The organism is Mycobacterium sp. ACS4054 (assembly GCF_001667275.1).
Lineage (GTDB): Bacteria > Actinomycetota > Actinomycetes > Mycobacteriales > Mycobacteriaceae > Mycobacterium.
In genome coordinates, this window is the sequence record NZ_LZHV01000041.1 from 48,390 (window position 1) to 72,890 (window position 24,501).

Here is a 24,501-nt window from a genome sequence, read left to right on the forward strand (position 1 = left end):
CGACCGGGCCCACTAGCGGGAGAACTCGCTACCTGCCAGCAGGCATACCGATACCGTTCGACGGCCGCATCCTGCCGGCCAGGCCGGAGCAGACCTGCCGGCAGGATTTCAGCGACCGAGCACGGCCGTGACGAGGCGTTTCAGCCTCGACGCCCGTGATGTGGACGGCCGGCGAGATGCGTACGGCCAGGGCCGGTTCCGCTCGGGGACCGACTCGGCCCGGGCATGCTTGAGCCGCGTCCGCAGGTGCTGACGCAGGGCATGCAGGTCCGGATCGGTCCACCGGTTGATCGCTTCGATCGGATCGTCCGTCAGGTCGTACAGCTCCCACTGGTCGTCAAGGGGGGACGTCCGATACGCCTCTCCGCCAAGCCCGTTGGCCGCCAGTTGCCGCACGCCCGGTTCCGTCCAGGTACTCGGATCGTCGAAGGTGCGGACCAGCTTCCACAGATGGCCGGCGCCGCCGGAAGCCGTCGGCTCGTCGACGCGGATCACCAGGCCCTCGAAGTTGGTGGCGGTGTGGGCCGGGACCCGGATGCGCAGCGGCGCGGGCGGATTGACCGTCCGCTTCAGCCGGCGGGCCAATCCCGAAGCGCCGCTGTCCCCTTCGAGCATGTTGTCCCGGGTCATCAGGTAGACGGCGCGGGCCTCGTCGGCCGGGGCACCGTCGACGACCGGCATGAGGTTACGCCCGGGGAGTCGATGCACTTCCGAGAACGACTCGGCCAGCGCGGCGGCCGCCGCCGCGACGTCGACGCCCGCGGCGGCCAACAGGGTGGGGACCACGTCGACGTGTGAGGTCGGCGCCGTGACGAGCCGTGGCCGGGTCGAGCGCGCGCCGACGCGCGCGATGACGAAGGGCACGCGGGTGGCCTCGTCGTACAGGTTGAACCATTTCTGGTGCAGCCCCCCATGCGCGCCCAGCAGATCGCCGTGGTCGGCCGTGCGCACCAATACCGCGTCGCCCGAACCACTCTCGGTGACGGCCCGCCTGACCCGATCGATCGGTCCGTCCACCTCGGCATGCAGCCGGTAGTACAGGTCGCGGTAACGCTGCGCATCGCGCCGGTAGGTTCGCTCGATCGCCGCCGCGGGGCCATAGCCGGAGTAGTAGGCCTCGCGGAAGGCGATCTGCGCCGCCGGTTTCCCCGACAGGTCCTCGTCCGCGGTGGGCGCGGCGGGCACCGCGGGTGGATCAAGCGGCGACGGTTTCACCGGACCCCGCCGCGACCACGTCGGGAACAACACGATGTCGTGAGGGTTGACGAAGCTGGCGACCAGCAGGAACGGGCGCGACGCGGCGGGGTCGCCGGCGCGGCGGCGGGCGTAGCGGTCGCCGAGCCACGCGACCACCCGGTCGGCGATCAGCGGGTCGCGGCGGATGCCGGCGTCGGCGAGCGCCGCCCCGTGCGGCTCCGGGCCGACCCAGCCGGAGAACCCGTATGGCCCCAGCGGGTCTGCGCCCAGGTAGCTCCGCACCGCGGCGGCGTCGACGACACCGTTCTCGTCATTGGTGGCCAGCGGCCGAGAAGTCTTCGGGTCGATGAGGTCGGCGTGCGAGATGTGCCACTTGCCGTCGTAGTGGGTGTCGTATCCGGCCGCGCGGAACCAGTTGCCGAGCGTGGGGACCTCGCCCTGGCGAAGCCAGCGCATGCGCGAATCGTCAGCCGTCTTGCCGATGCCGTCGGTTTGGGTGACGCCGTGCAGGTCGGGGTAGTGCCCCGTGAAAATCGTTGGGCGGCTTGGCACGCAGGCCAGCGAGCCGGTGTAGTGCCGGGCGAAACTGACGCCGTGGTCGTCGAACCACTTGCGGCCGGTCAGCGTCCGGTCGCGCCAGGCGAGCACGTCGGGCGCCTCGTACGGCGGCACCGCGCGTTCCTCGTCGGTCATGACGACGATGACGTCGGGGCGATCAGACACGGGCATGCTCCAATCGATTCGCGAGCCCGGCGAGCATCACCGCGGACTGCCGTGCCAGGAAGCGGCACAGGAGCCGCTCGGCCACCCTTTGCGTTGGGCGCGGCCCGATTTCGACGGTGCTGGTCAGCGTCACCAGGGTGTCCGCGGCGGCCGGTTCCAGCGTCCAGCGGTTGGCTACCCGGCACAGGCGGCTGGGCAAGCCCTCGATGTCATAGCCGAGGGCACGGGGCGGGTCGAACTCGGTGATGCGCTCGACGAGGGCGTCGCGCTTGACCTGCACCCGCCGGGTGGTGCCGACCGGGTTCCCGTCCGGTCCGGAATACAGGATGCACGAGTGGTCGACGTTGCCGGCCCAGGAACTGATGGACCCGAAGTCCGCGAGCGTTTCCCAGATGTCGCCGATGCGCGCCGCGATGGTGCGGGTCCGGTGAATGTCGGCCACCCGCTCACGCTACGCGACGGGCTAGCGAGTCAGGTGGAATATGGTCTCGATCGCCACGGCCGCGGCGCTGACCGCAATGGTCACCGCGAGCGTGGCCCAGTCCCCCAGTTTCGGCCGGGCCGGAGCGGCCGAGAGTTGACCGATGCCGCCGCGAGCGGTGATCGCGTCGCCCATCTCATCGGCGCGGCGCAGCGTCACCACGATGGCGGCGGCCACCAAATCGATCGAGTTGCCCGCCGTCTGCCGCACCCGCGCCTTGCGCGTCGGCGGCATGTGATTGGGCCGCAACCGCCGAGCGGCGTAGAGCACCTGGAACTCGTCGATCAGCAGCGGGAAGGCGCGCAGCGCCAGAGCCAGGGCCACCGCCCACTCGTCAACGGGAATCCGCAACCACTTGAAGGGGCGGCCCAAAACCGCCAAGGCCGGGGCGATTTCGGCGACATTGGTGGTCCAGGAGACCATCGCGCCCAGCCCGAGCAACACGATGGACAGCGCGGTGATCCGCAAGAAGTTCAGCGCCCCACCCAGCCACACATGAACCCCGCCGATCGACACCATTGGGCTGCCACCGGCGAGCGCGGCCGTCACAAAACCCAGCGCCATGAGGATCCACAGCCACCGCGGAATCGACGGCAGCGCACCGCGGGGGATGTGACCGATCCAGACCGCCGCCGCCACCAGCGCCGCCACCGACCCGATCGTCACCCAACCCGGATACAGGGTCAGCAGCACCGAAACCCCAAATACCACCAGCAGTTTGGTGCCGGCCCACAGGTCATGAATGGGCGACCCGCCGGGCACGGGAACCAACAGCACCACCGGGCGAGAAGTGCGCCGCTTCTGCGCCGGCGCGGAGGCGGAGGTCGCGGTCACGCCACACCCCCGGCCGCGGCGGGGGCCGACACCGCTTGCAGCGCCCCGTTCTGCAGGTGCAAGGTCCGGGTGCACACGGCTTCCAAGCCCACGAAATCGTGCGAGATCACGACCACGGTCAGATCCCGGTAGCGGCGCAGATCGGCCAGCAGGCGCAGCAGACCCCGCTGGCTGTCGACATCCAGCCCCGCCAGCGGCTCGTCGAGGATCAACACGCGTGGCGAACACGCCAGCAGCCCGGCCAGCACCACCCGTCGCATCTGGCCGCCGCTGAGCTGGTCGATGCGCCGCTTGGCCATCGCGGGTTCCAAGCCGACCGCAGCCAGGGCGGCGGCCACACGGCGTTGGTCGTGATGCGAAAAGCCGGCCACCGAGGCAACTTCCAGCCCCACGTGGCTGCGCATCAGCTGCAGTCTGGCCGTCTGAAACGACAACGCCACCGCGCCGACGTGATCGCGGATGGGCTCGCCGTCGATCAGGCAGGCACCGACGGTCGGGACCGTCAGCCCGGCCATCACCCACGCCAGCGTCGACTTGCCGGAGCCGTTGCCTCCGTGAATCAAAATCCCGTCGCCCTGTTCGACGACGAAGCTGATATCGCGCAGCGCGGTCTTGGCCCACGGTGTCCCGGTGTTGTATTCGTGTGCCACGCCGACGATTTCGAGCACCGGCTTGGTGGGGCGACGCCCGGCCTTGATACCCGGCAATGGGGGCGGAGCCGATTCGACCAGGCCGGTGTTGTCGGGGGAATCGCTGAGGTTGATCGTCCGGTCGGCCGACGCGGCCTCGTTGTCGAAGTGCGTGATGTGCACCAGAGCAGTGCGATGCCGATCGGGAAGGCCCGACAAAACTTTCAACAGAACGTCGCGGCCCTCTTGGTCGATCATGCTGGTGAACTCGTCAGCGATCAGCAGCGCGGGTTCCCGGGCCAGCGCCGCGGCCAGTGCGAGGCGCTGCAGTTCGCCGCCGGACAGGCCGCCGGTATCGCGCTCGGCGAAACCCTCCAGGCCCACTTCGCGCAGCAAGCGGTCGGTATCGACCTCGGTGCCCGGCGGCAGCCCCCAGACCACGTCGTCGGCCACCCTAGTGCCCAACACCTGGCTCTGCGGGTGCTGCAGAACGAGCGCCGTGCCACCCAGCCTGCCCAACCCCACCGCGCCCGGGCGCTGCACCGAACCCGACGTCGGTTCCTGGCCCGCCAGGATCAGCGTCAGCGTCGTCTTCCCGGATCCGTTGGCGCCGATGACGGCAACGTGTTCGCCGACCTGAAGTTCCAGGCTGACCTCACGCAGCGCGTCTTGCTTGGCGTGGGGGTAACGGAAGCGCACGTGGTCCAACCGCACCGGCACGGGACCGATCGCGGCGTCGGGGGCCTCGTCCGGGGCGTCGAGCTTGTGCACGTCCGGAACGTTGCCCATCCGATTCAGCAAGCGGGAAAGTGCCCACCAACCGATCAACGACGAGAACACCACCCCGTAGGTGACGTACGCGAGCATCAGCCAGTGCCAGTGCTGCAGCCCGAATTCGAAGCCCCGCTTCACGTCGGCACCAAGCCACTGCAGGTCCACCCGGTTCAGGAAGGCGACGACACCGTCGACGTTGGCCGCCATCACCTGAAAAATCAGGTGCCGCAGCCGGTTCAGCACCATCAACGCGCCGACGGTCGCGGCGGCGACGGCGAGGCCGGCGATCACGGACAAGGCGATCACCGTCGGGGTGCCCCGCCCTCTGCGCTTGACCCATCCGGTCAACCCACCGATGTACGCGCAGTTGGCGACGGCGATGAAACTGCCCAGCCCGGAGATGAGGAACGCGATCATGCCGGCAGCAAACGTCGCGGCGAGCAGCACCCGAAGCCGGTAGCGGTAGGTCAGCAGCCCCATCGGAACCGTGCCCAGCAGCGCCAATCCCTGCGCGAACGGGACCACCCCCGCGATGATGGCGATGGCCGCGCAGAGCGCCCCCATGACCGAGGCCTGCGCCAATTCGGCCGGCTGTAGAGGTCCACCCCGATGGCGCGACCGAACGGGGCGGCGGGCATTCACTTCACCGATTGTGCCAGGCGGCAGCGCAAAGTCGGGTCGTCCGCTCCGCGACTTCCGACCCGCCCGGCCCGCCGCCGCTCGTCTCACATAGCAAAGCTATGGAACGATGGGTGGCATGGACAGAGTTGTCGAGACCGCAAACGTCGAGGCTCAACAGCTGGGGGCGGATCTGCTCGGCGTGGTGGCGCGGCTCAACCGGCTGGCCACCCAGCGAATCCAGATGCCGTTGCCCGCGGCGCAGGCCAGGCTGCTCGCCACGATCGAAGCCCACGGAGAAGCCCGAATCGGGGACCTCGCATCCGTTGATCACTGCTCGCAGCCGACCATGACCACGCAGGTGCGCCGGCTCGAGGACGCCGGGCTGGTCACCCGGACCGTCGACCCCGGGGACGCCCGCGCGGTCCGGATCCGGATCACCCCCCAGGGCAAGCGCATGCTCAACGCGGTTCGCGCCGACCGCGCGGCCGCGATCGAACCGCAACTGGCGTTGCTCGAGCCAGGGGACCGCCAAGTGCTCACCGACGCGGTGGAGGTGCTGCGGCGGCTGCTCGAGAATGCGTCGCCGGCGGGCCGGCGCAACGCGCCCTGACAAGCACGCCCCCGGTGCAAGGACGGCGGCCGGCGGGTAGACACTAAGCCGAGCTGACCGGCGTGACGAAAGGGGGCGGCCAATGCGGACCGAGGGTTCCGCTTTCAGAGCCTCCCCGTTGACCGTATGGGTCGGGTCGATGAGGTTCGATTTCGCGCCCGGCCGCGACGTGATCGTCGGCTACGGACCGGGATGCGACATCGCGCTCGAGCGCCTCGGCCCGGTCGCCTCGCCACCGCCCGCGCCCCGCCCGGAGGTGGTGCTGCGATTCGCCGGCGCCCACTGGGTGGCCATCGACCTGAGCCACAACGGCATCTTCGTCGACGGAACGCGGGCGTCCACGGTGACCATTCGCGACGGCCAGGCGATCGGCATCGGTGATCCGCAGCGCGGTCCCCGGCTGACGTTCCAACTCGGTCAACCCGCCGGCCCGCCCGGCCAAGCGCCGCGCCCGACGCCCCGTCCCGCCGCCGCTTATCCCCCGCCGCCCCGTCCGGTCGCGCCGCACGATCCGGGCCCGCCGGCTCCGACCCAGCGCGACACCCAGCGCATGCCCGCGCTCCCGCAGCAACCGCCGGCGCCCGAGCGCCCGGCGCTCCCGGACCCGGCGCCGCCCATTCCGCCGCCCGCCGAGGCGGAGGCGCCGGCGAAGGGTCCGAGCTTGATCGAGCGGATGGTCACCTCCAAGCTGCGCGTCCCGGGACCGTCTGCGCGCACCGCGGAACCGAACGCCACCTACCGCCTGCCGCTGGACGCCGAGGCCCGCACCGTCGGGGTGACCGCGTACCAGCTCGGGCTCGCCGTCGACGGTCGCGAGACGCTGTCGGACATCTCGTTCGCGGCGCGCCCGGGCATTTTCACCGCGGTGGTCGGGCCGTCGGCCGCGCGCAATTCTGCGCTGCTCGGGCTGCTCGCCGGCACCAGGCAGCCCAGCTCTGGGCTCGTCACCGTCGACGGCCACGATGTCCATGCCGAGCCGGAGTCCATGCGCGCCCGCATCGGCATCGTGTCGCCCGACGACCGCGTGCACCGGCAGCTCACGGTCGAACGGGCCTTGCGGTACGCCGCCGAAATGCGCCTGCCCCAGGATGTCTCGTCCGAGCAACGCGACCGCGTGGTCGGCCAAGTCCTCGAGGAACTCGAGCTGACGCCGCACCGGACCACCCGGATTGCCAAGCTCTCGCCCGAGCTGCGCCGGTGCGCCGCGCTGGCGGTCGAGCTCGTCACCCGGCCGACGCTGCTCGTGGTCGACCAGCCGGGCGCCGGCCTCGATGCGGAGCAACAGCGTCACGTGATGGCGATGTTGCGGCGCCAGGCCGACATCGGTTGCGTGGTCGTGGCAGCCGTGTCGCCGCCGACGTCCTTGGCGGATCTAGACCTGTGCGACCAGGTGCTGGTGCTCACCTCGGCCGGTGCGACGGCATTCCTCGGGCCGCCCGCCCAAGTCGAATCCGCGTTCGGCACCGCCGACTGGTCGGCGGTGCTCGCGCGGGTGAGCGCCGACCCCGACGGGACGCATCGCGCCTTTCGCGCCCGGCCACCGGAGCCGGCGCCGGCGGCCCCGCCCGAGGTCGCCGCGCCGTCGCCCGCCCCGGCCAAGCCCCCCACGACCCGGCAAATCCGGCTGCTGGCCCGCCGCGACGCCCGGCTGCTCTTCGCCGACCGCCTGTATTTCGTCTTCTTGGCGATTCTGCCGTTCGCGCTGGCTGGCCTGACCCTGCTGATCCCCGGCGATGCCGGCCTGGCCCGGCCCAAAGCCGGCGGCGGCCACCCGCACGAAGCCCTCGAGATTTTGGCCGCTCTCAACGTCGCCGCGGTGATCATCGGCACCGCGCTGACCATCCGCGCCGTCGTGCGCGAGCATCGCATCTTCCGGCGCGAGCAGGCCCTCGGCACGTCGACCGCGGCGTACCTGGCCGCCAAGATCCTGGTCGGCGGCCTGGCCGCGGCCATCCTGACGGCCATCCTGTTCGCCCTCGTCGTCGCCGAGAAGGGCACCCCCGGGGGCGGCGCCGCGTTGCTGCGCAACGCAACGGCCGAGCTCTACGTCAGCGTCGCGGTGACGGCCATCGTGTACGCGGTGATCGGGCTCGCGCTGTCGACACTGGGCAAGTCGCTGCGCGAAGTCCTGCCGCTGGTGCTGCCGGTGATCCTGGTCTCCGCGCTGCTCAACGGCAGCCTGGTTCAGCTGGCGAGTAAGTGGGGCTTTCAACAAATTTCCTGCTTCGTTCCCGCCCAATGGGGCTTCGCCGCGTCGGCTTCCACGGTCAACCTGCGCAGGGTCGACCCGCTGGCCGCCAACTCCGAGGTGTGGACCCACTACAGCGGGTGGTGGGTGTTCGACATGACGATGCTCGTCCTGTTCGGCGTCGGGGCCGCCGGCTTTGCGCTCTACCGGCTGCGGCCCCGGGATCATCACATCGCGAGCAACAGAAACTGAGTGATCTGGCTCGGTGAAAAATTGTTGTCGCTGACCAGCACCACCGACTGGCGACCGTCGGGCAGCTTCGGTCCCAGCGTGATGCCCTCGACATTGTCCAGCGGCGAAAGTCCCGGTGTGGCCGACAAGTCCAGCGCGAGCGTCTTACTCATCGGGGTGACGGCGGCGTCCTGCATCGACGGGATTGCCGAAACGTCGGTGGCGGCGCCGATCTCGGCCCGGTAGATCCGCACGGTCGGCGGGGTGGCCGCGGCGCGTTCGATCACCAGAAATGTGGTGTCCGACAGCGCGACCAGATCGGAGACGCCGTTGAGTTCGGCGGGCGGGACGGGCGGCTCCATCGGGTAGGCGTACTGGGCGGTGGGCGTGCCGGTGGCGACGTCGAACTTGGTGATCCGGGTGAGCACGCGGTGACCGTCGCCCCCGGTCGGGCCGTCGTCGTAACCCGGGTCCTCCATCGCGGCGAACAGCGTGCGGCCGTCGGGCGTCAGCGCCAGGCCCTCCAGCGCCTTGTCCCGGCGCGGGCCCTTGTTCTGTGCGGACATCGCCAGGTTGGCCGGCAAGGTGAACTCGCCGAGGTAGGCACCGTCGAGCGCGGCGGTCCGGATCCAGGGGTCGAGCAACACCGGCCCGTCCGTGAGCCGCTCGCCCTCGGAGGACCAGTACAGCCGCTGTCGCGCTGGGTCGAACGCGATGCCCTCGGGATCGGGCGGGACGACCGGTGGCGTGGCATCCAATGTGAGCGGCCGGAACGGCTGACCGGAACGGTCCAGCAGGGGGTGGGTGCCGGTGAAGGCGACCGTGTCAATTCCCCTGTCCGACAGGGACAACTGCACGGTGTAGAACCGGGCGGGGTTCTTCTTCGAGCGGTCGTCGCTGATGACGTAGTAGAGCTGGCGGCCGGCGTCATAGGTCAGCGCCGACAGCCCGCCGATGATCGTTCCGTCGAAGGCCTCATCGAACGGAATCTGCGCCTGACCGATATAGGTCAGCATCGGCCGCGGCGGAGCCGCCGGGGCGGGCGGGTGCGCCGGCGCGCAGCCGGCGAGCGCCAAGACGAGTGACACGCACGCCGCGCGGAGCCGATGAGCCATACCGGAGAAGGTATCGCCGAGCGTGCACTCACGGCGGAAATCGGGCTTCGACGTCGCACTGAATGCACGCCGGGTGAAATGGCTTCGTTGTTTTGCGCGACGCGAACCGGGGGATACGGTCGGGTTATGGCGCCAGACACCACCACCATTGCCGACCAGCTGCGCAACGCCCTCGACGGGCGTTGGCGTGACACCAGGAACCAGCTGCGCTCCACCATGAGCGAGGATCTCTTCCGGCCGCACTACACACCGAACACGGTGATCGCGCGCACCAAGGTGGCCGAGCAGATGAGGATCATGGCCGCGTTCGGTGCGGCCGCCGACAACTTCCGCAAGGAGCACGGCGGCACCGGTGACATCGGCGCCGCGATCACGATGATCGAGATGCTCGCGATGTCGGATCTGTCGCTGATGGTCAAGGCCGGGGTTCAGTGGGGCCTGTTCGGCGGCGCCGTCGAAAACCTGGGCACCGAGCGCCACCACGAGGCGTACGTCAAGGACATCATCAGCCTCGAGCTACGGGGCTGCTTCGCGATGACGGAGACGGGGCACGGCAGCGACGTTCAGTCGCTGGAGACCACCGCGACCTACGACCCCGAGACGGAGGAGTTCATCATCGACTCCCCCACGCCGACCGCCCGAAAGGACTACATCGGCGGGGCGGCCGAAACGGCCACCATGGCAGCGGTATTCGCGCAACTGATCACGACCGAGGACGGCAAGCCCGTCCAGCACGGGGTGCACTGCCTGATGGTGCCGATCCGCGACGCCGACGGCAACGACCTGCCCGGGGTGACGACGTCGGACTGTGAATACAAGGGCGGCCTGCCCGGCGTGGACAACGGCCGCATCGTGTTCGACCACGTGCGCGTGCCCCGCGTGAACCTGCTCAACAAGTACGGCGATGTGGCGCCGGACGGCACCTACAGCTCGCCGATCGAGAACCCGAACCGCCGATTCTTCACCATGCTGGGCACGCTGGTCCGTGGGCGGATCACGGTCGGTGGCAGCGCGGGCGCCGCCGCTCGCGTCGCGCTCGACATCGCCACGCGATACGCCTTGCAGCGCAAGCAATTCAGCGCGCCCGATGACGAGTCCGAGGTGCTGATCATGGACTACCTGGTGCATCAGCGCCGGCTGTTCCCTCTGATCGCAAAGTCATACGCGTTGCAGTTCGCTCAGAACGAACTGGTCAGCAAGTGCCACGACATCCAGACCGCGGACGCGGTCGACGCCGACGAGCAGCGCGAGCTGGAATCGCGTGCCGCCGGACTGAAGGCGGCCAACACCTGGCACGCGTCCCGGGCGATTCAGGAGGCGCGCGAGGCGTGCGGCGGCGCCGGCTACATGGCCGAGAACCGGCTGATCGCCCTGCGCGGGGACACCGACGTGTTCACCACGTTCGAAGGCGACAACCACGTGCTGACGCAGTTGGTGGCCAAGGAACTGCTGACGGCCTACGCCGACGACATCCGCAGCATGAGTCCGGTCGAGTGGGTGCGCTTCGCCGCCAACACCGTTGGTGAGCGCGTCGTCAAACGCACTGCGGCGGAAGCGATTATCCAAACGATCGTGGACTCCCGACAGGACAGCGAGGAAGAGGGCAGCCTGTTCAACCGCGGCACCCAGATCAAGATGTTCGAGGATCGCGAGGAATATCTGCTGGCGTCGGTCGCGCGGCGGCTGCAGGCCAAGTCCAAGGAGATGTCGGAATTCGACGCGTTCAACTCGGTGCAGGATCACGTGCTGCACGCCGCGGGCGCGCACATCGACCGTGTGGTGCTCGAAGCGTTCGTCGCCGGCATCGACGCGTGTCCCCATGAGGAAACCCGGGAATTGCTAGGGGTTTTGTGCGATCTGTATGCGCTGTCGGTCATCGAGGACGACAAGGCGTGGTACATCGAACATCGGTACCTGTCCACCGAACGGGCCAAAGCGGTCACCCGCGGCATCAACGATCGGTGCCGCGCGCTGCGGCCGCACGCGCAAACGCTGGTCGACGGCTTCGGAATTCCGGAGCAGCTGCGTTACGCCGAGATGCTGCACCCGGAGAACCTGGCCGAGTCCGTCACCAGCTGACGGAACGGTCGGACTATTGATTCGGGATCTTGCCGAGCGGCTTTAGCTTGCCGTCGGGGCCGATCTCGAATTTCACCGTACCGATCCCGGTGGGGCAGCACGGCTGATCGTTGCCCTTCAACCATTGGTACTGAACGGTGATCGCGTCATCGGAGGGCGGCAACACGGTGATGTACGGCTTGGGATTTGGGGTGGGTGTGCCCAGCGCCGTGTTGTGATCGAAGAACAGTAACTGTTGGCCGGTGGTTTCGCTCGCGATGGTCGGGATGATCTGCACCCAGTAGAGGCGGCACTTCTTCGCATGTCCCCGAGCGATTTCCACCCACATGGTGCCGGGGACGGTGATGGGCACCGACGCGATCGCCCGCTGCACGGTGTCGGGCGTCGGCCCGTCGGAGTCCTTGCACTTGTCCGGTGGCGCCGGCGTGGCGGGTTGCTTCCCACCGCAACCGGCGGCCAGCAGAATCAGCGCAATCACAATCAGCTGACGCACTCGGTGAGCTTAGCGAAGGCTGTGAATGTGCCGTTTGTTTGGTTCCAGACCCCGTTCTGGCGGGCGTCGCGCGGGGGCGCCCGGGTAGCCTAAAGCGGGCCGACGGGTCGACGACGACCCGTGCTGAGCAGGGCATTTGTGGCTTTTCTCAGAGTTCACGCACGCGCTTCGTCCGGTGAGAGGAAGCCGTAAAGCGGGGGAAACTCCGGATACCAAGTGCCGAAACATCAACGTCGCACCATTCACGTAGGCCCGTTGCGCTCAAAGGAAGGGAAGTGCGTGACCAGGGAGTCCATGGCGTCCACCAACGATGCCGTGAACACCGTGTGCGCGTACTGCGGCGTCGGTTGTGGGATGGTGCTGCAGGTCACAACCGATCCCGAGAGCGGCCGGCGTCACATCACCAAGTCGGTTGGAAACAAAGAACATCCGGCCAACTTCGGCCGGCTGTGCACCAAGGGCGCCACCACTTCGGACCTGCTCAGCGCGCCGGGTCGGATGGAATCGGCGTACGTTCGCGCCGATCGTGGCGAGCCCATCGAGGCCGTCGAGATGGACCGCGCGATCACCGCGTGCGCGAACCGGTTACGCGCGATCATCGATGAGCACGGCCCGGATTCCTTTGCGATGTACGTGTCCGGGCAGATGTCCATCGAGGCGCAGTACCTGGCGAACAAGCTGACCAAGGGCTTCATCGGCACCAACCAGATCGAGTCGAACTCGCGGTTGTGCATGGCCAGCGCCAGTTCCGGCTACAAGCTCTCGCTGGGCGCGGACGGTCCGCCCGGCTCCTACGAAGACTTCGAGCACGCCGACGTCTTTTTCGTCATCGGCGCCAACATGGCCGACTGCCATCCCATCCTGTTCTTGCGGATGATGGAGCGCGTCAAGGCTGGGGCGAAACTGATCGTGGTGGACCCGCGCCGCACCGCCACCGCGGAAAAGGCCGACCTGTTTTTGCAGATCACCCCCGGGTCCGATCTGGCATTGCTCAACGGGCTGTTGCACCTGATCGTCGAGAACGGGCACACCGATCCCGAATTCATCGCCGAGTGCACCGAGGGCTGGGAGGCGATGCCCGGTTTCCTGGGGCAGTACACCCCCGACGCGGTCAGCGAAATCACTGGGGTCCCCGCGGAAGACATCCGCGCGGCGGCCGAAATGATCGGTGCGGCCGACAACTTCGTGAGCTGCTGGACCATGGGCCTCAACCAGAGCACCCACGGCACCTGGAACACCAACGCCCTCTGCAACCTGCACCTGGCCACCGGCGCGATCTGCAAACCCGGCAGCGGCCCCTTCTCGCTCACCGGCCAGCCCAATGCGATGGGCGGCCGCGAAATGGGCTACCTGGGACCGGGATTGCCCGGGCAGCGTTCGGTCCTGTCCGCGGATGACCGCGCCTTCACCGAAGAACAGTGGGGCATCCCCCGTGGCACACTGCGCGCCGAGGTCGGCAGCGGCACCGTCGACATGTTCTCCCGGCTGGCCGACGGGGCGATCAAGGCGTGCTGGATCGTCTGCACCAATCCGGTTGCCTCCGTTGCGAACCGGAGGACGGTGCTGGCCGGTCTCGAACGCGCCGAGTTGGTCGTCACCCAGGACGCGTTCCTCGACACGGAGACCAACGAATACGCCGACGTCCTGCTGCCGGCGGCCCTGTGGTCGGAGGCCGAGGGGGTGATGGTCAATTCCGAGCGCAACATGACGCTGTTACAGCCGGCGGTCGCGGCGCCGGGCGACGCAATGCCAGACTGGCAGATCATCGCCCGGATCGCTTGCGAGATGGGCTTTTCGGACGCCTTCAGCTACGGCTGCGCCGAGGAGGTCTTCGAAGAGATCAAGCGGTTCTCGAACCCGAACACCGGGTACGATCTGCGGGGGGTCAGCTACCAGCGGCTGCGCCGGGGCCCGCTGCAGTGGCCGTGCCCGCCCGGGGGCACCGGTGACCGCAATCCCATTCGCTACCTCAACGACGGCGTCAGCCAGGCCCGGCTGGTTCGCGAGGACGGCAGCGCGCCCCGGTTGGCGTTCCCCACCGCGAATGGTCGCGCGGTGTTCTTCGCCCGTCCGCACCTGCCGCCCGACGAAATGGCCGACGACGACTTCCCGTTCGTGTTGAACACCGGCCGCCTGCCGAACCAGTGGCACACGATGACCAAGACCGGCAAGGTGGCCAAGCTGAACAAGCTCAACCCCGGCCCGTTCGTCGAGATCCACCCCGACGACGCCGCGCGGCTGGAGATCACCGACGGCGACGCGATCGAAATCGCTTCCCGGCGTGGCCGCGCCGTCCTGCCCGCCGCGATCAGCGACCGGGTGCGCCCCGGCAACTGCTTCGCCCCGTTCCACTGGAATGACGTCTTCGGCGAATACCTCGCGATCAACGCCGTCACCAACGATGCGGTGGACCCGATCTCGAACCAACCGGAATTCAAAGCCTGCGCCGTCGCGCTGGCGAAAGTCGTTGTGCCCGCGCCGGACCCGGGCGTCAAACCAGCGCCACCGGGCGCCGGCAGTCCGGATCCAGCGGGCACGGAGGTAACGGAAGTCAGCGTGTCACAGGTCGATGCCCTCGCCGACTTGCTCGGCGTGGCAACGAAACCCGTGCCGGAATTCGACGAGCTCGGCCGCTCCTACCTTGCCGGGATGTTGACCGCACTTCGGTCGGACGCCGGTCGACGCACGGCCGGGGTGCCGACCCTGCCGCGCAGCGCCCCGTTCGATTCCGACACCCGGCTGTGGGTGGACGGCCTGCTCGCCGGCCTGTTCTCCCGCAACGATGCGCCCGGGCCAAAGCCGGCCCCGGCGGTCAAGGAAGCGACGCGCAAGCCCGCCGACCGGGCACCCATCGTGCTGCTGTGGGCATCACAGACCGGGAACGCCGAAGAGCTCGCCGCGGATGTCGCGACGCGACTGCGCGAGGCCGGTTTGCCGGTGGCGCTGCGCGCCATGGACGACTTCCCCGCCGCCGAATTGGCCACGACGCGGGAACTGCTGCTCATCACCAGCACGACCGGCGACGGTGACCCGCCGGACAACGGCACCGGCTTGTGGCGCGCATTGACGTCCGACGGGGCACCCGAACTCACCGACACCCGGTATGCCGTGCTGGCCCTGGGTGATTCGAACTACGACGACTTCTGCGGTCACGGACGCGGCCTGGACGCCCGCCTCGCCGAGCTGGGCGCGACCCGCATCACCGCCCGCGTCGACTGTGAACCCGACTACGACGGCCCCGCGGCCAAGTGGACGGGCGACGTCATTGCGGCACTGACCCGCACGCCCACGTCGGTCGGCCGCGACGGCAGAGCTCCAGCGCCGGCGCGGGCTTCCGCGGTCACCGCGCCCTCGCGGTCCGGTCAGCCGAACACCTACAGCAAGAAGCATCCGCTGATCACCGGCATGGTCCGCAACACCGTGTTGAGCCAGCCGAAGTCGGCGAAAGACGTGCGGCACTTGGTTTTCAGCCTGCCGGAAGAAACCGTCACCTATGAAGCCGGTGACGCGCTCGGGGTGTGGCCGCGCAACAGCGACCAGTTGGTGGACGAATGGCTGTCGGTCACCGGGCTGGACGGACAGACCCCGGTCGAGGTCGGTGAGCACGGTCTGATGTCGTTGCGCTCGGCGCTCACCGAGCGCATCGAGATCGCCCACATCAGCCGAGACCTGGTGCGATTCGTGCAGGAGCGCACCGGCGATGCGAAACTGGCGGAGCTGCTGAAGCCGGAAAACAAACGCGCGCTGGCGGATTGGTCGTGGGGCCGGCAGTCCATCGACCTGCTGGCCGAGCTACCGGTCTGGGCGTCGGCCCACGAGTGGTTGCGGGTCCTCAAACGCCTTCAGCCGCGGCTGTACTCGATCTCGTCGAGCCCCAAAGCGTGCCCAGGAGAGGTTCACCTGACGGTCTCACCGGTGCGCTACAACTTCCAGGGCGTCCCGCGCCGCGGGGTGTGTTCGACCTACCTCGCCGACCGCTCCCCCGGCGATCGGGTGGCCGTCTACCTGCAGCCGTCGAGCAACTTCCGGCCTCCCAGGGATTCGGAGACGCCGATGGTGATGATCGGCCCGGGCACCGGGATCGCGCCCTTCCGCGCTTTTCTGCAGGAACGGCGGGCGCTGGGCCACACCGGAGGAAACTGGCTGTTCTTCGGCGAGCAGCACGCCGCGACCGACTTCTACTACCGCGACGAGCTCGAGCAGATGCGCACCGACGGGTTCCTCACCGAATTGGACCTGGCGTTCTCCCGCGACCAGCGGCAGAAGGTCTACGTCCAGCACCTGATGCGTCAGCGCGGCGCCCAGCTGTGGCGCTGGCTGCAGGACGGCGCGCAGCTCTACGTCTGCGGCACGGCCGACCCCATGGCCAAGGACGTCGACCGCGCGCTCTGCGATATCGCGGCCGAACACGGCAAGCTCGATCCCGACGCCGCCAAGGATTACGTCCGGTCGTTGAGCGCCGACAAGCGCTATCACCGTGACGTCTACTAGGCCGCCGGTGTCGCCCTACTTGTAATAATCCGGAAACATCACGCGTCTGCCGCTGAAACAACCTCGCTGCACCATTCACTCATTGGTTGCTCCGAGGAGGGACGTAGGCGTGGCTCTGGATTTCGAGGGGCCCATCGAGGACACCGCGCGGGCCATCTGCCCGCTGCAGTGCCGGCTGCGGCGCGCCGCGGAAGACGACCAGCTCGGCGACCGGGTTGATTGGGCCGGATTGCCGATCAACCTGGACTACGCGTTCTCACCCCAACAGCGCGACAAGGTCTACGCCCAGCACCTGATGCGCAAACGCGGCACCCAGCTTCGGCGGCGCATGCAGGACAGGGGTCAGTGGTGCGCCTGCGAGTCCGCGGCCGACGGCCGACGCGGGGCGCGGGACGACGCCGACTCCACGCCCCGTCGGTAGTCACCTCGGGGCTCGCGGTTCGGCCGGCCGCGCGACTGATTGCGCGCCGATGTCACTCAGCTCGGTGGCCCGACCGAATAGGTGGCCCTGCGCCAGGCCACACCCAGCCGCGCGGACTGTCTCGGCCTGCTCGGAGGTTTCGATTCCTTCGGCAATGACGGTCAGGCCGAGGGCTTCACAGAGGCCGATCACTGATCGATACAGCGTCAGGTTTCGTCCGGGCTCGACACCCGTAGCCAGCCCGCGGTCGAGTTTGACCATCTGCACCGGCAACGAGTGCAAATAGGTCAACGAGTTGTAGCCCCCGCCGAAATCGTCCAAGGCCACTCTGATCCCCAGGTCGTTCAGGCGTCTGATGGCCACCGCCGCATCGGCGAGGTCCACGATGGGAACCGTCTCCGTAATCTCCAGGACGACTCGTCGCGGCCCCAGCCCATACCGGGAAAGCGTGCGGCTGATGACCCGTTCGAAGTCCACGCTGCCCAACCGTGCCGCACCGATGTTGATGTGAATGTCCAAGTCAAGGCCGGACGATTGGATTTGCTCGCAGGCCCGGTCGAGTACCACGGCATCGAGTTCTGCTCCCATGCCATGGGCCTCGGCCAAAGAGACGAAGGTCTGGGGAGCAATCTGTATGCCGCTGGGTGTGGTCCAGCGGGCAAGCGCCTCGACCGCCACCGGCGTTCCCTCCGGAAGCTTGACGATGGGCTGAAATTTCAGCCGAAACCCTTCGGGGACACCGCCTTTGGCCTGCCGGAGCGCGGTCGGAAAATCTTCGGAGACGCTGAACGCCGGGCGGTACACCACCGCGGTGTCCTTGCCCAACCGCTTGCCGGTGTACATGGAGGTGTCGGCCTGCCTGAGCAGATCGTCTGAGGTCGGAGGCAGTCCGTCACCGCCGGGACTGACCAGGCCCATGCTGGCGCGCACCCGCACCGACGTGCCGTGCACCGAGAACGGGCTGCGAAGCGCTACCCGCAGCTGGTCGGCGACGAGTTCGGGCGCCTGCACGACACCCGTGATGAGGATGGCGAACTCGTCACCGCCGATGCGAGCCAGCGTGTCGTCGGCACCGAGGCAACTCCGCAGCCGCGCGCTGATCGCGCAAAGGAGTTCGTCGCCGGCGGCGTGTCCGAATCGGTCGTTGACCTCTTTGAAATCGTCGATGTCGACGAAGATCAGCACGAACGGCCCGTCGCGGATCGCCTCGTCGAGCCGTTGCGCCAACAACAATCGATTGGGCAAGTCGGTCAACGGGTCGTGGTAAGCCTGATAGGCGAGGCGGCGTTTGGTGTCGATGAGCTGTTCGGTGAGCATCCGCTGGACGCGCATCGCCACTAGGTACCGGGTCGCGACGAGCAGGGCCATCGCGACGTAGGTGCCGATGAAGACGGGGTCGACCCGTTGTCCGATGAGCTGGTGGAAGCTGATGAGGGCAGTGCTGCCCATGAAACCCACGTAGGGCAGGGTGAGCTGCGCCCAGTTCGTCGGCTGTTCTTCGTCGTGCGCGGGACGGGTCCGGGGCGGGAAATCCAGCACGCTCCACGCGATGAGCAGCGGAGCGATGACGAAGCCGGTGCCGACCCACAAGTCGAGCTGGGCCACGGCGACGCTGCGAAGGTAGGCCAGCAGCCGATCCGATGACGTCAGGGTGATCACCGCGGCGGCGAGCAGCATGTAATTCACGCGGGAAGGCAGATACGGCGGATACCACATGGCCACCAGGACGGCGCTCACCACCACGACGAGTTCGACTGCCGCGATGCCGGCAACGACCGCGGTGTTGGTCGACCGCGGCAGCGCGGCGCCGTGCATGGCCCCCAACCGGGCGACGTAGACCAGGTGGAAGAACGCCAGCGCCGCCAACATTCCATCGAGCCCCGCGGTGATGAGGCTCTGCCGGCCAAGCAGCCACGTCCGCGCCTGCCCGCGAATGGCCGACCCCACCAGCACCAGCATCGCGACGGCAAACAGCAGCCCGGCAACGAAATAGCCGGCGATGGCCCACGGCGGCGCGGTCGCGCCGCTACCGGCTGTGCGGACCCGCTGCGACAGGGCCTCAGCGGTCAGGAAAACGGAGATGGCCACCAGCAGGATCACCCGCCACCACCGCGCCGGCCCGGCCACCCGCCGGACGACGAGCAGCCCCGCCAGCAGCGCCACCACGCACAACGTCGCTTCGAGAACGAACTGCACCCGCAGCGCCGTCCCCACTCCCCAAAGCCCGAGCGCGTTGAACGCCGCCGCGGCAAGGACGACGGCAGACAGGCCGAAACACATGCGGGGACTCAAAAAACGCAACGCGCCCCCAATCCCCCGATACGACCTGTCGATCTTGACAGAACCGGGCAAAGCCGCGGGCCGTTATCGCTATCCGAAACGGCGAGCGGAAAGGTCTTCATTCAAGCGGCTCCGCCTGCCCGTGTCGCTTGGCGCGCAAGCCCGGAAGCGCGGTCAGCGGTTAAGTTGGTCGCGTGGCGGCAAACAATCTCGGTACACGCCGGACCGCCCGGCGGTTGCTGGCGGTGTTGTGCGTGGCCGTCGCAGCGGCCGGTCTGGTTGTCGCATGGCGCCTCGATGAACGGGCACAGCCCTGTCGCAGTGTGCGCGAATTCATCGATTTCAACCGCGACGCCCAGGCGTCGTTGAAAGCGAAGACGCGGTTCGCGCCGCCGGGGTCCTACGAACAAGATTCCGTGCCCACGGACGCCGACTACCGGGTATGGCTGGACGGCTTGGCGCAGCGCGCCGACCGGGTCCACACGCCCGGCCTGTCGGACCACGCGCAACGCGCCGCCGCGCTGGCGCGCGAGTATCTGCAAGACGTCAAACGGGTGTACGACGACCTGGGCAAACAGGACCCGCTGAACTCGACGTTGCCGCCATCGGCGAAAGCCGCAGCGCAGGCCAACCACGAGTTCGACGACGAGATGGGCACCCTGGCACGCGCCTGCCCCGCTCGGCGATAGCCGGCCGAAGGCGGTGGCCCGGTCCTGCGGCGTCGACCCGTCGGAACCGATGTCGCCGTTGATGTTTCGGTTGTTCATCATGTCGTCGGCGTGCGCGGTTGCCGTGCACACGGCCCCCGACGCCGACCCGATTTCCAGTCGCTACAACGCACGGCCGCTGCCGCGGCCGCAACGTGGTGCGAATAGAAATCACCGCGGTTGAAATCGCTGCCGGATTTCGTGTTCAGAGAGTTTGCGGCACCCGTTCGACGCAGGCGCCGTCCTGACGCCGCGAAATGGTACGTAAAGCCGCTGCACGCGCGGCGTCTTGGCTTCAAACTTGTCAAACTCCGACAATGGGAACGCCTCGCAGCACGTTTGGGTGGGTTTGCTGGCGGCTACGTTTGGACGGTCAGGCCAAGGCGCGGACGGAAGCGATTCGGAAGAACCATGGTGGACGTCTCGATTATCGAAACCTCGGGGTTGGGCGATCGTAGTTATCTGGTGAGCGACGGCGTGGTCGCCGTCGTGATCGACCCGCAGCGCGACATCGACCGCGTGCTAGAGCTGGCTGGCGGTCTGCGCATCACCCATGTGCTAGAGACCCACATCCACAATGATTACGTCACCGGCGGCTTGGCGCTCGCCGACGCCACCGGCGCCCAATACGTGCTTCCCGCCGGCGAAGAGGTCGACTTCCCGCATCAGCGCATCAACGACGGGGACCGCATCGATACCGGCGGTCTGCACCTGGAGGCGTTGTCCACGCCCGGGCACACCCACCACCACACCAGCTACGCGCTCCGGGATGAGGCGGGCCAAACCGTCGGCGTCTTCACTGGCGGATCGCTGCTGTTCGGCAGCACGGGGAGGACCGACCTTTCCGGCGAAGAGCAGGCCGCGGAACTCACTCGGCTGCAGTATCATTCGGTCCGCCGACTCGCGGACGAACTCCCCGCGACGACGGCGGTCTATCCCACCCACGGTTTCGGAAGCTTCTGTTCGCCCGCAGCCAGTGACAGTGACGAGTCGACGATCGGCGATGAACGCGACACCAATCCGGCGCTGACCCAGAGCGAGCAGGATTATGTCGACGAACTGCTGGCCGAACTGTCGGCGTACCCCGCCTACTACGCGCACATGGGCGTGATCAACCGGGCCGGTCCCACCGCTCCGGACCTGACACCCATCGCACCCGTACACCCCGAGGAGCTCCGCGCTCGGATCGACGCCGGCGAATGGGTTGTGGACTTGCGCAAGCGAACAGCCTTCGCCGCAGGACATCTGGCGGGAACGTACGGCTTCGAGTTCTCCGGGTCTTTCGTCAATTACCTTGGCTGGCTTTACACGTGGGGTGCGCCGTTGACTTTGATCGGCGAGGATGCCGAACAGGTGGCGGACGCTCAGCGTGAACTGTCCCGCATCGGCGTCGACCGGCTGACCGGGAGCGCCACCGGCGACATCCGTGCGCTCGCTGCCGGATCTGAGCTGCGGAGCTATCGCGTGGCGAGCTTCGAGGACCTCGTCGATGCGCTCGACGACGGCCGCGTCATCGTGCTCGATGTGCGCCAGCCCGGCGAGTTCAACAACGGCCACATCCGCGACGCGATCAACATCGCCTTGCACGAACTGCCTCAGCGCATCGGCGAGCTTCCCCCCGACCGCGAGCCATGGATCCATTGTGCCAGCGGCTATCGCGCATCCATCGCCGCCGCGCTACTCGACCGCCAAGACCGGGACGTCGTACTCATCGATGACGAGTACGACAACGCCGAAAAGCTCGGGATAACAACGCTCTGACACCAATCAGCACTTGGAGTAAATCATGAACGCACCGACCACCGACGCGATCACCTCGATCGACCTGCGCAAGCTGATCGAGTCACCCAAAGCTCCACGGGTCGTCGACGTCCGAACCCCCGCCGAGTTCGAGACCGCCCACATCGCCGGATCCCTCAACGTTCCCCTCGACATACTGGATCAGCACGGCGAGGAAATCGCCCGGCGCCTCGGGCAAGACGACGACGTCGTACTGGTGTGCCGTTCCGGACAACGCTCGACCAAAGCGCAGGCGCTATTGCGCAACGCCGGATTGACCAGCGGGCGGGTCCTCGAAAAGGGGATCACCGATTGGGAGGGCCAAGGTTTCACCGTCGACCGCGGCGCGCAGCGGTGGGAGCTCGAGCGTCAGGTGCGGCTGGTCGCTGGGTCGGTGGTGCTGTCGTCCGTCCTGGGCAGCGCCGCGATACCACGGCTTAAGTGGGTAGCCGCCGCGATCGGCGGTGGCCTGACGTTCGCCGCGTTAAGCAACACATGCGCCATGGCAACGGCGCTGTCAAAACTGCCGTACAACCGCGGTGCGACCTCTGACGTCAACAAAGTGCTGTCCCAGTTCGAGGAGTAAGCCCGGCCCGCGCACTCACTGCACGTTGACGGTGATCGTCTGAATGGCGTTGCCGCCGTAGCCAAACCGGTTCCATTCGGGTCGTTCGGGTTGTCTGTTGCCCGCCTCGTCGGTTGCCCGTGCCCGCACTGTCGTGGACCCGCGAAGGTCACAGCGCGTGAACAACTCCCACCACTGCCAGCTGTGCAGGCGGGGTTCGCCGACCAGACGGGCGGGCTGCCACGGGCCCTCACCGATGCGGACGTCGACGCGGTCGATAAGCGCCGCCCCCGACCAGGCGACGCCTCGCACGACAAGTTCCCCGGCGGTCACCGAGGCGCCCTCTGCGGGCTGGGCGATCAAGGCGCGAACGCGCTGGAGGCGGACGGGCTCATGGACGACGCGGCCGTCGCGCTCCAGTTCGTAGTGGTAGCGCTTCGTTTGAAAGAAGCCCTCGAATGGGCGGTCCACAACGTCGATCTCGGTCAGCCACTTGACCGACGCGACGGAATACCAGCCGGGCACGATCAGTCGGACCGGGCGGCCGTGCTGAAGCGGCAGCGGTTCACCGTTCATCGCGTACGCGACCACCGCGCCCGAGTCGCGGGCGTCCCGCACCGACATGGCCCGCTCGAACCGGACCGGGGCCGTCACGCCGTCGACCAAACCCATGTCCGCGCCACGGAAGACGACGTCGTGGGCTCCCGCGGATAGTCCCGCCCTGTCCAGGATGTCAACCAGCGGGACGCCCGTCCATTCGGCGGTGCTCGCTGCCCCGAACTGCCATTGCTCCCCGTCGACCGGCGGATCGAAGTGGACCCGTCCGTTTCCAGCGCATTCCAGCGTCGCCAGCAGCGACTGCCTCGGCAGGTTGTATAGATCGCCCAGCGACAGGCATAGGGGTCGCTCAACCAACCCGGTGATCGCCAGTTGATACAGCTGCGAATCCAGCACCGGGGTAGGGAAATGATTGCGAACGTAGAAGTGAGCGGATGGCGTCACGGCGCCGCCGATCAGCGCGGGAAGCGATGTCTCGCAGTTGAGGGGATCCTCCCTTTGCACAACCAGTCCGGCGTCGCCACCGTGACTTACGATCGGCAACCCGGCGGCGGCCCACGCGCACATGCCGCCCGCCAGGTTCACCGCGTCGAAGCCAGAGCGGCGCAACAACGCTGTCACCGCCGCGGACCGTCCCCCCGAGCGGCACACCACGACAATGCGGCGGTCACGAGGAAGTTCATCTTCTCGAGTGCGCACGCGTCCGACCGGCAGAAGCATCGCGGCCGGCGCGTGCTCGGTACACCACTCGTCCGGCTCCCGCACATCGAGCAGCAGTGCGCCCGCGTCGACCAACGCTTTGGCCGCCCGGGGGCCGACCTGCGGTGCGTCGGAAACAATCTCATCGCCGATGGCGATCGGGAACCCGGCGCCCTGCCAGGCTTCGAAGCCACCGACCAGCTCCGCAACGTCGTCGAAGCCCGAATCCCGAAGCCGGCTAACGGCCACCATGGAGCGTCGCCCGCTGGCGCAGTAAACCACCACCGGGGCCGTCGGATCCAAGTCGGAAATCGAGTTCGTCAGGTCCGGCAGCGGAATCTGCCGCGCGCCGGGGATGATGCCCTGGATCGTCTCTTCGTGACCGCGAACATCCAGCAGTTGCAATTGCGGGTCCAGGCCGCGCAATTCGGCGAGCTGGCCGATGGTCAAGCGTGGGGAGGTCTCGACCAACTCCATGCCCGGCGGTTCGAACATCATCGGGAACCTTCTTCCAGACCTGTCATCGATGGTGCGCGGCCGGTTGCCCGTACATCGCCACCACGACGGTGCGGTCCATGCTGTTCTCGGACCATACCCCCATGGAGCTGTTGGCGCAGTCGCGGATGATCGCCATGTCGTCGGGGTTGTAATACCACTGGTTGACCAGCTCCAGGCTGCTGATGGCGATGGCCGGGTTGATCGCGATCGTTTCGGACGCTTTTCCATTAAAGCCAGCGGCGTTGGCCCGGTCCTGCGGCGTCGACCCGTCGGATCCGATGTCGTCGTTGACATTTCGGTTGTTCATCATGTCGTCGGCGTGCCACTGAGCGGCCAGCGTCAGGGCGTTGTCCCTGATGACGTCGTTGGTGCAGCCCGCCTGGTGCTGCAGCGTGTATACCGCGGAGACGACGGCGCTGTTGAGCCGCTTGTTGTCGGCATGTGCGCTCGCGGGCGCCAGCAGCGCCGGCGCAGCGAGAAGCACAGCCGCGGGTAGTGCGCGCACCCATCCGATCATGACCACTCCGC

General features: G+C 67.9%; 16 protein-coding genes and 4 pseudogenes. 10 read left to right on the plus strand and 10 right to left on the minus strand.

The window, feature by feature from the left end; genetic code table 11:
- Window positions 1-108 precede the first annotated feature (108 nt).
- From A5730_RS09195 to A5730_RS09210, 4 genes are read right to left on the minus strand one after another with little or no spacing between them, the layout of a single operon-like run.
- Window positions 109-1,920 carry a sulfatase-like hydrolase/transferase gene (locus A5730_RS09195; protein WP_156745745.1) on the minus strand — a complete coding sequence of 604 codons (1,812 nt, stop codon included), beginning with the start codon at window positions 1,918-1,920 and terminating at the stop codon, window positions 109-111.
- Window positions 1,913-2,362 (minus strand): SRPBCC family protein, encoded by a 450-nt coding sequence (locus A5730_RS09200; protein WP_067898605.1) that lies wholly within the window; start codon window positions 2,360-2,362, stop codon window positions 1,913-1,915. Before A5730_RS09200 ends, A5730_RS09195 begins: the two co-directional genes overlap by 8 nt.
- A gap of 21 nt (window positions 2,363-2,383) precedes the next feature.
- Complete coding sequence (locus A5730_RS09205) at window positions 2,384-3,235, minus strand: CbiQ family ECF transporter T component (RefSeq protein WP_067898608.1); 852 nt, start codon at window positions 3,233-3,235, stop codon at window positions 2,384-2,386.
- A complete protein-coding gene (locus tag A5730_RS09210; protein ID WP_082946774.1) occupies window positions 3,232-5,202 on the minus strand; it encodes an ABC transporter ATP-binding protein in 1,971 nt (656 codons plus the stop codon). The genes A5730_RS09205 and A5730_RS09210 overlap by 4 nt, the downstream gene beginning before the upstream one ends.
- A 193-nt stretch (window positions 5,203-5,395) precedes the next feature.
- Between A5730_RS09210 and A5730_RS09215 the strand changes: the two genes are divergently transcribed.
- Entirely contained in the window at window positions 5,396-5,869 is a 474-nt protein-coding gene (locus A5730_RS09215) for a MarR family winged helix-turn-helix transcriptional regulator (RefSeq protein ID WP_067898614.1), read from the plus strand.
- An 82-nt stretch (window positions 5,870-5,951) separates the two neighbouring features.
- Window positions 5,952-8,309: an ATP-binding cassette domain-containing protein gene (locus tag A5730_RS09220; protein ID WP_067898617.1), complete on the plus strand. Its 2,358-nt coding sequence runs from the start codon at window positions 5,952-5,954 to the stop codon at window positions 8,307-8,309.
- On the opposite strand, the gene A5730_RS09225 is transcribed toward A5730_RS09220, so the two are convergent.
- Window positions 8,285-9,403: an esterase-like activity of phytase family protein gene (locus tag A5730_RS09225; RefSeq protein ID WP_067898620.1), complete on the minus strand. Its 1,119-nt coding sequence runs from the start codon at window positions 9,401-9,403 to the stop codon at window positions 8,285-8,287. The two genes, A5730_RS09220 and A5730_RS09225, sit on opposite strands and share 25 nt — an antisense overlap.
- 126 nt (window positions 9,404-9,529) lie before the next feature.
- Between A5730_RS09225 and A5730_RS09230 the strand changes: the two genes are divergently transcribed.
- Complete coding sequence (locus A5730_RS09230; RefSeq protein ID WP_067898624.1) at window positions 9,530-11,482, plus strand: acyl-CoA dehydrogenase; 1,953 nt, start codon at window positions 9,530-9,532, stop codon at window positions 11,480-11,482.
- Between the two features lie 13 nt (window positions 11,483-11,495).
- Here A5730_RS09230 and A5730_RS09235 read toward each other — a convergent pair whose 3' ends face one another.
- Window positions 11,496-11,960 (minus strand): LppP/LprE family lipoprotein, encoded by a 465-nt coding sequence (locus A5730_RS09235; protein ID WP_067899552.1) that lies wholly within the window; start codon window positions 11,958-11,960, stop codon window positions 11,496-11,498.
- 309 nt (window positions 11,961-12,269) lie between these two features.
- Between A5730_RS09235 and A5730_RS25305 the strand changes: the two are divergent.
- From A5730_RS25305 to A5730_RS09245, 4 genes and pseudogenes are all read left to right on the plus strand, one after another.
- Window positions 12,270-12,440: pseudogene (locus A5730_RS25305) on the plus strand (hypothetical protein); the annotation flags it as partial.
- Between the two features lie 87 nt (window positions 12,441-12,527).
- Window positions 12,528-13,742 (plus strand): annotated as a pseudogene (locus A5730_RS25140) (molybdopterin-dependent oxidoreductase); the annotation flags it as partial.
- 357 nt (window positions 13,743-14,099) lie between these two features.
- Window positions 14,100-16,466, plus strand: a pseudogene (locus tag A5730_RS25145) (molybdopterin dinucleotide binding domain-containing protein); the annotation flags it as partial.
- Window positions 16,467-16,575: 109 nt separating this feature from the next.
- A complete protein-coding gene (locus tag A5730_RS09245; protein ID WP_156745746.1) occupies window positions 16,576-16,887 on the plus strand; it encodes a hypothetical protein in 312 nt (103 codons plus the stop codon).
- Here the strand turns inward: A5730_RS09245 and A5730_RS09250 are convergent, their stop codons facing one another.
- The gene (locus A5730_RS09250) at window positions 16,888-19,167 is read right to left on the minus strand and encodes a bifunctional diguanylate cyclase/phosphodiesterase (protein ID WP_082946775.1); all 2,280 of its coding nucleotides are present in this window, start codon (window positions 19,165-19,167) and stop codon (window positions 16,888-16,890) included. It abuts the gene before it with no gap.
- Between the two features lie 323 nt (window positions 19,168-19,490).
- Here A5730_RS09250 and A5730_RS09255 point away from each other — a divergent pair, with 323 nt between their 5' ends.
- Complete coding sequence (locus A5730_RS09255) at window positions 19,491-19,856, plus strand: hypothetical protein (RefSeq protein WP_067898633.1); 366 nt, start codon at window positions 19,491-19,493, stop codon at window positions 19,854-19,856.
- A gap of 3 nt (window positions 19,857-19,859) precedes the next feature.
- On the opposite strand, the pseudogene A5730_RS25150 reads toward A5730_RS09255, so the two are convergent.
- Window positions 19,860-19,949, minus strand: a pseudogene (locus A5730_RS25150) (CAP domain-containing protein); the annotation flags it as partial.
- A gap of 339 nt (window positions 19,950-20,288) precedes the next feature.
- Between A5730_RS25150 and A5730_RS09260 the strand changes: the two are divergent.
- Window positions 20,289-21,635, plus strand: coding sequence for a rhodanese-like domain-containing protein (locus tag A5730_RS09260; RefSeq protein WP_067899557.1), 1,347 nt, complete (start codon window positions 20,289-20,291; stop codon window positions 21,633-21,635).
- Window positions 21,636-21,660: 25 nt separating this feature from the next.
- Window positions 21,661-22,239 carry a rhodanese-like domain-containing protein gene (locus tag A5730_RS09265; protein ID WP_067898636.1) on the plus strand — a complete coding sequence of 193 codons (579 nt, stop codon included), beginning with the start codon at window positions 21,661-21,663 and terminating at the stop codon, window positions 22,237-22,239.
- A 15-nt stretch (window positions 22,240-22,254) separates the two neighbouring features.
- Here the strand turns inward: A5730_RS09265 and A5730_RS24230 are convergent, their stop codons facing one another.
- Both A5730_RS24230 and A5730_RS09275 read right to left on the minus strand, forming a co-directional pair.
- Window positions 22,255-23,973, minus strand: coding sequence for a molybdopterin-dependent oxidoreductase (locus tag A5730_RS24230; RefSeq protein ID WP_082946776.1), 1,719 nt, complete (start codon window positions 23,971-23,973; stop codon window positions 22,255-22,257).
- A gap of 22 nt (window positions 23,974-23,995) precedes the next feature.
- A complete protein-coding gene (locus tag A5730_RS09275) occupies window positions 23,996-24,490 on the minus strand; it encodes a CAP domain-containing protein (RefSeq protein WP_067899560.1) in 495 nt (164 codons plus the stop codon).
- Window positions 24,491-24,501 lie beyond the last annotated feature (11 nt).